Below are 12,940 nucleotides of genomic sequence, written 5' to 3'. Positions count from 1 at the left end.
AAGTCAACTATGCGATATAATGCGTTGTTGCATTATCTTAATCGTGTCAAATGATAAACTATTTATACCAAGAGCAAAACTGGCAATCGCAACTGAGTGACCTTATTACAGATCCTTTGGAGTTGCTAAACCTACTCGAGTTATCCACCGATCAGCTATTATCAGGTGCGATTCTGGCTTCTGAACAGTTTAAATTACGGGTTCCTCGCGCGTTCGTCGGAAAAATGAACGTTAAAAACCCTTTTGACCCGCTTTTACTACAGGTTTTACCTCATCATTTAGAACTTGAGGAACATCCTGAATTTGTAACTGACCCTTTAGGCGAAGAAGCAGCAAATCAATTACCCGGTGTATTACATAAATATCAATCACGTTTTTTACTGACTTTGACGGGTGCTTGTGCGGTACATTGCCGTTATTGTTTCCGTCGTCATTTTCCCTATCAAGAAAATTTACCGAAAAATGACGATTGGCCAAATATAAAAAACTATATTGAAGCGAATCCCAATATTAATGAAATCATTTTGAGTGGTGGCGACCCCCTTACGCTTTCTAATCGTAAATTAGCACTTTGGCTAGAACGTTTATCATCTCTCAAACAAATTAAGATTCTGAGAATTCATTCACGGGTTCCAATTGTTATTCCAAACCGTATCGACGAAGAGCTGATTTCTTTATTAAAAAACAGTAGGCTGCGTATTATTCTGGTGGTACACTCAAACCACGCTTCTGAACTCGATGACTTTACCTGTTCAAAATTGTTGCAGTTATCTGCCGAGCACATTACTGTACTTAATCAGGCAGTTTTGCTTAAAGGCGTTAATGATTCTGCACAGACATTAATTGATTTAAGTTATCGTTTATTTGAAGCTCGCGTTATGCCTTATTACTTACATGTTTTAGATAAAGTAAAAGGTGCACAACATTTTGATTTAATACCATCTGAGATAGATGATATATATCGTGATGTGTTAGCGAACCTACCGGGGTATTTGGTTCCTAAACTCGTCAGGGAAATTGCGGGCGAAAAGAATAAAACACCGCTTTTTGGGGCTACAACATTTTGAGTTATATAATAAGTGATGATGAATAATGCACTATCGGACATTTTTCACAATCAAACCGCACTCACTCGTGAACGGTTAAGCTTTTGTGAAGCCAATATTAAAGATCTTAATGAATGGGTCACTACCCTTTCTATTATGCAACTCGGCGATACGTCAAAAGCATTATTCACCGCAATTTTAGAGCTCAATGAATTAAAATGTAGCGAGACCTTGCGTTTCGATCTCATACAAACGCTCCATCCCACCATTAATAACGTTCTTGCAAGCCTAGAAAAAAACTTTTTTAACCAAGGCGTTATTAGCACAGACCGTAATGAACACATTATTGAATTAGCAATGTTGCTCCGATGCTATTTTGCCAGTATTTATTTAAATATTGCTAAAAATAGCCATGAGCAATTACAGCATCAAAAATTTTCACTGTTTGCCTATAAACAAAAAAAGAATTTGCAAACGGCACGTACTTTAGCGACTTTCCATGCGCTGCAACAATTAACCAGTCTCTTATATCAGCAGCATATGCTCTATAGTGAACCAGTCAAAGGGCAATGGCTAATTGCACATCAACTCTATGAAACTGCTGTTCAACACAAATATCATCTGGTAAATATTAACCATATTCAGGGTGTACATCACCCTCTAGCAAATATTACTCAAGCTTATGCTCAGCTTATTTTGCTCGATATTTTAAATACGAACCAAATTCGTCAGTCAGAAATTCAGGCATTATTTCAATGTAGTTTTGACTGGGCAAGAATGATTCATATTTTGCCGAAAGATACTGCATTAACAAAATATGTGGTCGACCCAAATAAAGATCATCCGCCGGTTTATAATACGAAACGCAGCTCTAACTTTAGCCCAAACATTTTTATAGGCACACAGGCATTACTTGAGCATGTCACTGCAACCATGCATAAAAATGCGCAATATATTTCCAAAAATGAAAAATTTTATTTAAGCCCAGCTTTAAAGTTTCATGTTCAAACTATTTTAGGTACTACGGCTCAACGTCGTCATGAACGTTATGAATATAATGCCGAGCTACAAATTTGTTTCGGTTTAAGTACAGCTCATTTCTATCTCTCGAAAGCAAAAAACTTTGAAGAAACGCTACAACTGAACAATAACTACAACTTACAAAGTGAATCTAAAGTTCTATCCAATTTAGAGAAAAAAGAACAACAAACAACATCCTATCAACGCTTAAGTCGTGAAAGCAAAACCATTTATCAAACCACTGTTCTCGATATTAGTGTCAATGGATATCGTATTAAATGGTCTGGAGAAGCACCAAAAAATCTAAGAACCGGTGAATATATTTTAGTTAAAGAAACCTTGCATGGACAATGGCGTGGTGGAGTAATCCGCTGGATTAAACAGTCGACAGAAAAAAGCCTAGAGTTAGGTTTAGAGATTTTGTCACAGGCCATGTTCCCTTGCGCAGTCCATATTCAAGCTGAGCGTCATACGCGCAATTATCATCCTGCACTATTACTACAAACACAAAACCTAGAAGAAATACAAAATACGCTGATTTTACCGGGGTCACAAATTTTTAGAGAGCAACAAACAATTCATTTACGATTGGGGACAGAAGAAATCAAAGTGTATCTACTCAAAGCACAACTCATTACTCAAAGTTTTATTCAATTTCATTTCGAACTTCTGAATGATCAGCAACAAAATCTGCTTGATCAGTTCATGATGAAAAAGAATAGCAACTCTAGCAGTCAAGATTTATGGGAAGCACTAAAGTGAGAAACTCTTTATTATCTAAAAAGTTAAAACGTACTGAAACACGTTTACTCATTATTGATGACAACCAGCTACGTTATAACCAGATTTTAAATTTATTATTGGGGAATGATTATCAAGTTCAGGCATTATTGCTTGATGACCTAAAAAGTTTTGAAAAACAGTTAAATACGCCTTGGGATGCTATTATTTTTGGTCGTGCTTATGACCTAAAAATTGAACAAACCCTCTCCCTTATTCAAGCATCTGAGCAACCACATTTACCTGTTTTGTTATTGCAACCTGAAGACTATCAACCTCAGCAATATCAGGCTTATATTCATAAAGGTATTTATGATGTAGTTCCATTAGAACCATTAGATTATTTTTATATCACGCTTATTCGAACCTTGTCGTATAGCCATTTATTGCAAACTGAGCAACGCCTGACCAGTGAACTAGAGACTATTCACTCTCATACACAAACATTGGTCAATAACAGTCATAAAGCAGTTGCCCTTTTTCAAGAAGGCATGCACGTTAAGGCAAATACAGAATATCTCAATCTTTTTGGCTTTAAGCAAGAAGAAGAGATTATTGGCCTGCCGATATTAGATGTTTTACAACCCAATGATTTAAATATTTTTAAACAAAGATTTAAGAAAATTTCATTAGGTCAATTTGATCAGGCGCGTTTTGAAATCCAGAGTCAACATGCAGCAATTTCAGGTAATAATGCTTTAAAACTTGAATTTATTCCCAGTCAGGAAGAAGACGCCGTACAGTTAACCATTGACTATCAACTGGATTTACAAACACCCGCAAATACAGTTTTTTCTGAAAAGAGCTATGGGTTAATTACACCTTGGCAACAGATTAATCGACAGCTATCAACCCACCCTGCTCAAGCGAATGCATTGGTTTTATTTAGATTAAGTCAGTGCCCAGAACGTGTATTTCTACTCAATTGGCAAACTCCTGGACAATATTTTAATCAGCTGCAAAGTTTTCTGAAAGAACAAGCACAAATGCCGATTTTTAATCTTGAACTTGGGGCATATCTTGGCGTTTTGCAAGCTGAAAACAGTACAGTCCTTAACTCCCAATTGGCTAGTCTGCAAAGTTTGCAAAAAGAGCATTTATTACCGATTAATGAGCTTAACTACTCGATCCAGTTTAAGCTGAGTTATGCGCAAATTACTGAACCTTTAGATGAAGCTAGTTTTGCAAAGCTACTCAATCAAACCAATCAGCAAGAGCTACCTAAGGCGAAGTCAGAAATTGAGTTAGTGCCAACTATCGATATTATCTCTCCTGAGCCTACGAGTTCTTCTATCTCACTTGATCTAAGTCTTCAGAATGTTGATGCTCCTGTGCAATCCTCTCTATTGCAACAATTAAAGCAACAGCTAGCGCGGGGTGAAATCCATTTAAAATATCAGCAGATTTATGATAAGCATGATCAAGAAACCCATAACTATGAAGTTACTAGCGGTTTTATTGCAGATGAACAGTGGCATGACTTAAACGATTTAGCCACATTAAGAGATGATAGCGAACTTTCTATTCAATTAGACCGTTGGGTCTTGGTTGAGGCTAGCAAGCAGCTACATAATTTTATTACGCAGTACCCGAAAGCTAAACTGATTATTAACTTGAATATTGATATCTTACTCAAAGATAAATCATTCCCTGAGCTGATTTCGAAATTACTCACCATTATTGGTAGTAAGCAAGAAAGCCCATTGGTTCTACAATTTTCAGAACAAGCGATTCAGCCACATCTTGCAATAGTGCAGCAACAAATAGCTCGCCTACGTCAACACGGCGCAGAAATTTCAATTCGGGATTTCACATCTTCTATTTATAGTGAATCGATATTGCAACAACTTGATGTTCAATATTTAAAATTACAATCGAAGAAGACAGAGCTATTAAACTCAGACGTTGGTTTAGCGCAATTACAAGAAAAGGTTTTGAACTATTTGACTGTAAAACCAGTAGGGATTTTACTTGCCGATCTTGATGATATGAACTTATTTGCTAACGCTTGGAATGTGGAAGCACGTTTCTTACAAGGTCGTTATTTCCAGAAAAAACTTGATCGATTAACAGACGTACAAGACCAATAATGGTCTTGTCGTCCATAAACAAAAAACGGGCATAAAGCCCGTTTTTTGTTTCGTTTTGCAGTATTAACGCTTGATAGAGCGAGACATACCAGAAAAACGTTGTTTGAATTTGTCGATACGACCACCAGTGTCTACATTCTTTTGCTTACCAGTGTAGAAAGGGTGGCAAGCTGAACATACGTCAAGGTAGATAGTGTCTTTACCTAAAGCAGAACGAGTTTCGATTACGTTACCGCAAGAACAAGTTGCTACTAATGTTGCATATTTTGGGTGAATATCGGCGCGCATCGTCGATTACTCCTAATTTAGAAAGGCTTAAGCTGCCATCGCAATTGATCACTCTCAACTAAGTTGAGGACAGGCTCAAATGAGCAGATCAACACCACAACAGACCATTCTTTTGGCCCACCGAAACCTCTAGGGTTAGAGCTAAGCACAACAAGTGGACAAGATTATACGTCAAATAATTTTTATTTGCGAATTAATCTTTAGATTTAGCCCAGTAATTTGCAATTACCCCACAAACCATTAATTGGATTTGGTGAAAGATCATAATAGGTAACACAATCATGCCTAAAGGCTGGCCAATAAATAAGATTTGCGCCATCGGCACACCACTTGCCAGCGTCTTTTTTGAGCTACAAAAGAAAACCGTGACTTGATCTGCTCGGTTAAATCCAAAAGCACGTGGTAGATAAAGTGCTAATAGCATAATGATGGTTAAAAGAACTGAACAAGCAACCGTTAGAATAAGTAAGGTTTTCCAACTCACCTGATGCCAAAGCCCTGCGACTACTGCCCCACTGAATGCACCATACACCACCATCAAAATAGAACCTTGATCGAAAGCTTTAACAATACTTGGCACTTTTGCCATATAGGGAAAAATATAAGGACGTAATATTTGTCCTAAAATAAATGGCACTAACAGTAACAATGTAATTTGTATAATTGAAGCAGTCGGATCGAACCCATGTTGGCTTTGGCCTAAAATAAAAAAGCTAACTAACACTGGTGTAATAAACATACCAATCAAATTTGAAAAAGATGCACTACAGACCGCTCCCGCCACATTCCCTTTTGCAACCGATGTAAATGCAATAGAAGATTGAACCGTAGAGGGTAAAAAGCACATAAACAAAAAACCCCAGTACAGCTGCTGACCTAGTAGAGGTAACAGAATCGGCTTAGCCAACAAACCAATCACTGGAAAAACAAAAAAAGTAAATGCGAATACAAGTAAATGCATTTTCCAATGCAAAATGCCTTCAATTACAGCCTCACGAGACAGCTTCGCACCATGCAAAAAAAATAATATTGCAATCGCGACCGTGGTGAGTGTATTGAAATATTGCGCTGCTTGACCACTGACTGGAAAAAATGTTGCTAGTAATACCATTCCAACCAACAAAATTGTAAATCGATCAAGTGCCAATAACTTCAACATAGCCACATCCTATGATTATTTTAGATAAATAAAAAACCCAGTTGATAAATTGACCATTCGGTCGGATATTCATCATACTGGGCTCTAAAAATAAAGCTAGACTTTTAAGACCTAAATCTTAAATCACCTAAGTCATTTATTTAGTTATTTCTGGCATCAGCATCTTGTTGAATCAACTCGATTTTATAACCATCTGGATCTTCAACAAATGCAATAACCGTTACGCCGCCTTTCATTGGGCCAGCTTCACGCACGACTTTACCACCACGTGCTTTAATTTCTTCACATGCTTTATAAGCATCATCAACGCCAATGGCAATATGCCCGTATGCATTGCCTAAATCATAACTTGAAGTATCCCAGTTATGAGTGAGTTCAAGCACAGTATTGGTTTCTTCATCACCATAACCAACAAATGCCAGAGTAAAGCGCCCTTCTTCATAATCACGCTTACGAAGTAACTTCATTCCTAATACTTCGGTATAGAACTTTAAAGATTGTTCTAAATTGCCTACTCGCAACATTGTATGAAGCATTCGCATGTTTATTCACCTGCCTTTTCTGATTCATGTGTTTGATGATCTTTTAGCAGTTTTCCAACCCAAACCACTAAAATCAAGATTGGAATACCAATAAGAGTGGTCATCAAAAAGAATTTTGGATATCCAATATTACTAACTATGGTACCTGAATATCCACCCAAAAGTTTTGGTGTAAGCGTCATGAGTGAACTAAAGATCGCATATTGAACAGCTGTGAACGACACACTCGTTAAACTTGAAAGGAATGCAATAAATGCGGCACCCGCCAAGCCAGAAGCCAAGTTGTCGACAATAATGGCAAAATAAAGCCATAAAGAACTATACGGTTTAATCACCTTACCGCTGATTTCAACTGATTGACCTGAAAGCGGGTCAACGTAAGCTAAAGGTTCAATATTTACATCTAATTCACTTGCTGCTTTTAGATTTGAGCTAACAGCATATGGATGAGATGCAGAAAGTATTTTCCGTTCACCATCTACTACAGCTACATTGAGTTCTTTACTTGCCGATGAAGCTAATTTTTTCGCATCAATTGCTGCACTAAAAATACCTTTTTCATCTGACATTTTTGCATCAAAATTTTGTCCATCAAGACTAATTATGATTTTTTGCGTAGGGGTTAAAGCTTGCCCGAAGTATTGCCCTCGAATCACAATACTCCTTTCTCCCTCTTTCAAATAGATTTGATCATTACCCATGATTGGTAAAATTTGTAGAGGTGATTTGGCTAATTCAGTAGTGAGTAATGGCTGAGTACGAGTCACAGGCGCTACACCATTTTGTGTGGCATAAGCAGCTTTCACCTCAATTTGTTTCACTCCATTAAAGCTAGAACTTGGTACCGCTAGCTTCCACAAACCTACTTCATCGGGCTGAACTTTATAGTTTTGCTCACCAACTTTTACATCAACTACATCTAATGGCTGTCCAGATTTTACCAGTCCAATAAAAATTAAATTGGTAGAACTTGCCAAAACTGCACCGACAAACATAAGCTTCATAATGTTTATACGCTGTGCTAAAAGGCCACCTAAGAAGCCACCTATTAAACTAAATATCACCCCATAGATTTTGACTGCTTCGGCAATTTGTTCTTTGCTAAAGTTAAGGTCTTGATAAAAAACATTGGAAATAACACCCGCAATAATGTCTGAAATACGGAAGAAACCAATGAGGAGTAATAAGACTAATGCAAGTTTGACACCATAACGTTTAAAGAAATCTAAGATTGGTGCAATCCATGTCTCTTTAGCCATTTGTTGGTTAACTACACCAAATTTAACCAGTAAATAGCCCACAAAAATGGCACAAGCTGTCGCCGTTAAAAATCTTAAAGCTTCTAAACCAAATAATGCTGCGTTGTCTTTTATACTTCCAGCTTGCGAGATTGCTTCTGTTATCTGTCCAGAATAAATATAGGTGACTACAAATGAAATAGCGGCAACAAAAAACACGAACACCAAACGGTAATAATCACTACTCTTATAGTTTTTATAAACACGATTTACTTGAGGTTCACGAACGAGCAAAGTCGTTACAATGCCGACCAACATAACCGCTGCCATGGTTAAGTAAGTCATTTTCCAAGCTTCGTAAATGTAATTACCTTTAGCAGTTCCCAAATATGCAGCTAGAAATAATGCCCCCGCTCCAGCCACAATCATTCCGATTCGATAACCAGCATTATAAGTAGATGCCAACACTGTTTGCATTTCTGTTTCTGCTAATTCAATACGGTAGGCATCAATCACAATATCTTGTGTTGCTGCTGAAAAACCAAGCAACACAGCACCTACTGCCATTTGAACAAGATAACTCGGACCTAAAGCAGGATCAGAAAAAGCCATAATACAAATAGCAAGGACAATCAAACACTGTGCAATTAACAACCAAGCACGTCTTCGGCCTAACATTTTGGTTAAAACAGGTACAGGTAACTCATCAATGAGAGGAGCCCAAACAAACTTAAAAGAGTAACCTAGAGCCGCCCAACTAAAAAAAGTGACTGCACTTTTATCAATGCCTGCCTCTCCAAGCCATAAAGAGAGACTAGAGAAAATTAATAAAATTGGAATTCCGGCAGAAAAACCAAGGAACAGCATAATTAATGCACGGCGATCTAAAAATGCTTTAAAAGCCGAGACCCAACCCGAAGCTTGTGTGGTCATTCGTTTTTTATTTTCCATAAATTATAAATGTGCCTATTCAAACCCTTCTTACAATTGCTTTCAAGATTCTTTATGCAAACATTTTGGGTTTGGCGATAAAAACCGCAAGTTTGCTTGATATTTTATGCTAAACCTGTATACCTTTAGGGCTTCAAACTTCGTTTTCTTTTGCTGGATATCAACAGTGACACAAAAACTTGATCAAGTGACTATTTCAACTTTATCACTCGCCAAAACAAACACCACAAACGTCACAGTAAATGCATTTCCTTCAGCTTTTGAGCAACCTGATATAAAAATGACCTTAGACAAGACCGTTTTAAAACCTGAACAACTTACACATATCCCAGATTTTGAAAAAATTCCAGCTTCAACCAAACGCATCAAACCGCTTAATAACTTTTTAGGTCAAGATCGTGCCAAAGCATCTGTAGAGGCGGGAATTTCTTTGCCCTACTCAGGCTACAACATTTTTGCTGTAGGAACTGCTGGTTTAGGCAAACGTACCATGATCAAACGTTTGTTACAGCAGCACGCCAAAACAATGCCAACGCCTGATGACTGGGTGTATGTCTATAATTTCAAACAAGCACGTCAACCTATTGCCCTACGTTTCCCAGCAGGTCAAGGCACTAAGTTTCAACAAGCACATGAACAAACTTGGCAAATAATTTTAAAACAACTTGAACGCCGTTTTAGTGCAGAGACTTATCATAACCGTATTGAGCGCATCCGTCAGGAAACAGGCGATGTACAACAGCAAGCGCTTGTTGAACTGACCAAAGAAGGTGAAGAACTCGACTTAAAACTCATTTCTCGTAATGAGAAACATGGCTTTGTACCTGTACAAGTTAAAGATGATCAAGTTCAAGAACTTACCCAAAACGATATTGATGCTTTAAATAGTAAACAACGCGCTGAAATTGCGGCCAATATTCGCTATATGGATAAAAAGCTGGATCGCCTTGGTTTACATTTAGGTGATTTAGAAGATGATGCACGTGACAAAGTGTCTGTGTTAAATCGAGATATTGCAACGCAAGTCGTTATGCCAAGAATGGATCTTATTTTAAATAAATATGGTCAGGTTAAAGGACTCGAAGATTACTTAAAACAATATGCTCAAGATATTATTGATAATGTTGAATTGATTTTAGAACAAGATGAAGATGATTATGCTCCATCAATGTTCAACCGTGTTCCTGCACGTTATCAAGCTAATGTTATTGTGGCTAATAAACCAAATAGCGGTGCTCCTGTTATTTTTGAAGACTTTCCAACACACTATAATTTACTTGGTCACGTTGAACAGCTTACCCATAACGGCACAATTATCACAGATTTCACCTTAATTCGTCCGGGTTCATTGCATCAAGCCAATGGTGGCTTTTTAATGCTTGAAGCTGAACAATTACTAGAACAACCATATGCTTGGCAAGGTTTAAAACGCGCGCTTAAATCTGGGCAACTGAGATTATCTTCACTTGAACACATGCTGACTCTAACTGGCAGCATTTCGATTGAACCTGCTGCAATTCCGCTCGATATTAAAGTGATCTTAATGGCTGAGCCTGAAATTTATTATGAAATTTTAGAGATTGAACCAGAACTTGGCAGTGTCTTTAAAATTCGTGCAGATTTTACCGATACTCTGCAACGTAATGAAACGAATGAACAGGCTTATATGCAGCTCATTGCTGACTATGTTCAAGCCGATAAATTACTACCATTTGATCGTAGCGCTTTAGCAGCTTTATTAACTGATTCGAGCCGCCAAGCAGAAGATCAAAGCTCGTTATCATTACATGCGTCTACTCTAGGTGACCTCATTCGGGAAGCGCACCACCATGCGTTTAAAGCCGAGGACAAGATCGTCACTGAACAGCATATCAACCTAGCCCTACAACATCGACAATACCGTTTAGGCTATTTAAGAGAGCTTTACTGGCAAGATCTTTCACGTGGTACACAATTAATCGAAACGTCGGGATACCGTTTAGGTCAGATCAATGCCCTTTCCGTTATTCATTATGCAGATGTTGAGTTTGGTTTGCCTTCACGTTTGACAGCGTCCGTTTATCAAGGTGGCGGTGATATCCTTGATATTGAGCGTAGTGTAGAACTTGGTGGCTCACTGCATGCCAAAGGCGTGTTGCTCATGTCTAGCTTCTTGAAAGCTCACTTTGGCCGTGAACAAATTTTACATTTCTCAGCTGCGCTTGCATTTGAACAGAGCTATGGTCAAGTCGATGGCGATAGTGCCACTGTTGCTGAGCTTTCAGCATTGATTTCTGCGATTAGCCAAATACCAATTGATCAATCATGGGCAATTACTGGCTCTATGAACCAATTAGGACAAGTCCAGCCAATTGGTGGCGTCAATGCAAAAATTGAAGGCTTTTATGATGCATGTAAATTACAAGGTTTCACAGGTAAGCAAGGTGTCATTATTCCTCGTCAAAATATGCAGCATTTAATGATACGTCAGGATGTTATTGATGCTGTTCGCAGCGGTCAATTCCATATCCATGCGATTGATACTATTGATCAAGCACTTGAAATCTTAATGGCTCGTCCGGTTGGTGCACTCGATAAAAAGGGTAAATACAGCAAAAATTCAATTTATGCAGCAGTGATGGAACAACTTGAATATTGGCAAGCCATTGAGGATGGTGCTGAAATTGAAGAAGAGCCAAAAAAGAAAAAGAAAAATAAGAAAAAAATTAAGAAGCATGAAGAACTTACGGCTAACGATCTGCCACAAGAAAATGCAGAAGAAGTTGCCACATTAAAACAGAAGTAATAAAAAAAGGGCCTGTAAAATACAGGCCCTTTTATATTGTTTAGGCTAAAAATGCTTAAACTTACCCGACTAGCGAACGATTTGAATCGCTCGCCCTCCTGCTAACTGGCTAAAATATTGTTTAAGTGCTTCAACACAACGTTGAATTTTCATTGGTTGTTGATCATGCTTGGCAACCTCTGCATACAATGTAAAAGCTGGTAATTTCCAATCTGGCATGAGTTCAATCAAAGAACCATTTTTTAATTCTTTTTGAGCGTCCAAATATAAAATTCGTGCAATACCATGCCCTTGCTGACATAACGCTTTTGCAACTTGTAAATTATTGCTCTGCAAACGGCTTTGCATTTCAATATTAAGCGTTTCACCTGTTTTTACATGTTGAAAATTGAAATGGCGCGAGTCATTCATGACATTAATCGACAACAATTCATGATCTCTTAAATCATTAGGATGCACAATTGGACTAGATTGGTTCAGATAACTGGGAGAAGCTACCAAAATTTGATCTACAAAAGCCATCGGAATGATAGAACTACTCTCTTCTACCGGAGTGGAACTCATGCGTACTGCGATATCAATTCGCTCTTCAATTAAATCGATATAGCGATGCCCAACTTCGAAATGCACAGATAAACCACGATGAGCTGACATCCAGTGAGATAATGCAGGAATGAGGTGTTGAACTGCTAAATCAGGAGTTGTTGCAATACGCAAATCTCCGATTAAATCATCCCTCAATTCATTAATTCTGATTTTTCCCCTTTCAGCAGCCGCCAACATCTCTTGACAGCTTGAAAAAAAAGCCTGTCCGGCTTCTGTTAAACTAAGTTTACGAGTGGAGCGATGTAATAAAATTACATCCATTTCATTCTCAAGGGAGCGAATCTGTTGGCTCACCGCACTTGTTGTAATTCCCAATTCACGTGCCGCACCACTGAATGAACTTTTTTCGACCACACAAGCAAAAACACCCATCGCACGAAGCTGATCTAACATAGGTTTCCTCAAATCTAATTTTAAATTTATAAAAAATGCTTA

Annotated in this window: 9 protein-coding genes; 4 read left to right on the top strand and 5 right to left on the bottom strand. The window is 38.0% G+C overall.

The genetic code is table 11. From position 1 onward, the window contains the following. Window positions 1-50 precede the first annotated feature (50 nt). From epmB to F936_RS06205, 3 genes are read left to right on the top strand one after another with little or no spacing between them, the layout of a single operon-like run. Window positions 51-1,067: an EF-P beta-lysylation protein EpmB gene (gene epmB, locus F936_RS06215; RefSeq protein WP_005045988.1), complete on the top strand. Its 1,017-nt coding sequence runs from the start codon at window positions 51-53 to the stop codon at window positions 1,065-1,067. Between the two features lie 15 nt (window positions 1,068-1,082). Next, on the top strand, window positions 1,083-2,828 hold the full coding sequence (locus F936_RS06210; protein WP_005045987.1) for a hypothetical protein: 1,746 nt from the start codon (window positions 1,083-1,085) through the stop codon (window positions 2,826-2,828). Beyond that, window positions 2,825-4,936, top strand: coding sequence for an EAL domain-containing protein (locus F936_RS06205; RefSeq protein ID WP_080595425.1), 2,112 nt, complete (start codon window positions 2,825-2,827; stop codon window positions 4,934-4,936). Before F936_RS06210 ends, F936_RS06205 begins: the two co-directional genes overlap by 4 nt. 63 nt (window positions 4,937-4,999) lie before the next feature. On the opposite strand, the gene rpmE is transcribed toward F936_RS06205, so the two are convergent. The 4 genes from rpmE to F936_RS06185 all read right to left on the bottom strand — a co-directional run bounded on the left by rpmE (window position 5,000) and on the right by F936_RS06185 (window position 9,114). Beyond that, complete coding sequence (gene rpmE, locus F936_RS06200; protein ID WP_003650476.1) at window positions 5,000-5,224, bottom strand: 50S ribosomal protein L31; 225 nt, start codon at window positions 5,222-5,224, stop codon at window positions 5,000-5,002. A gap of 193 nt (window positions 5,225-5,417) precedes the next feature. Then, window positions 5,418-6,389: a bile acid:sodium symporter family protein gene (locus F936_RS06195; RefSeq protein ID WP_170834038.1), complete on the bottom strand. Its 972-nt coding sequence runs from the start codon at window positions 6,387-6,389 to the stop codon at window positions 5,418-5,420. A gap of 134 nt (window positions 6,390-6,523) precedes the next feature. Beyond that, window positions 6,524-6,925, bottom strand: a complete 402-nt coding sequence (gene gloA, locus F936_RS06190) for a lactoylglutathione lyase (RefSeq protein WP_003650472.1) — start codon at window positions 6,923-6,925, stop codon at window positions 6,524-6,526. A 2-nt stretch (window positions 6,926-6,927) separates the two neighbouring features. After that, window positions 6,928-9,114, bottom strand: coding sequence for an AmpG family muropeptide MFS transporter (locus tag F936_RS06185; protein WP_005045982.1), 2,187 nt, complete (start codon window positions 9,112-9,114; stop codon window positions 6,928-6,930). Window positions 9,115-9,280: 166 nt separating this feature from the next. Between F936_RS06185 and F936_RS06180 the strand changes: the two genes are divergently transcribed. Next, window positions 9,281-11,899, top strand: a complete 2,619-nt coding sequence (locus F936_RS06180) for a Lon protease family protein (protein WP_003650469.1) — start codon at window positions 9,281-9,283, stop codon at window positions 11,897-11,899. Window positions 11,900-11,968: 69 nt separating this feature from the next. On the opposite strand, the gene F936_RS06175 is transcribed toward F936_RS06180, so the two are convergent. After that, the gene (locus F936_RS06175; RefSeq protein WP_003650468.1) at window positions 11,969-12,898 is read right to left on the bottom strand and encodes a LysR family transcriptional regulator; all 930 of its coding nucleotides are present in this window, start codon (window positions 12,896-12,898) and stop codon (window positions 11,969-11,971) included. Window positions 12,899-12,940 lie beyond the last annotated feature (42 nt).

The organism is Acinetobacter calcoaceticus DSM 30006 = CIP 81.8 (assembly GCF_000368965.1).
Lineage (GTDB): Bacteria > Pseudomonadota > Gammaproteobacteria > Pseudomonadales > Moraxellaceae > Acinetobacter > Acinetobacter calcoaceticus.
The sequence above is the reverse complement of the archived record's forward strand: the minus strand, read 5'-3'. Positions and strand labels throughout refer to the sequence as shown.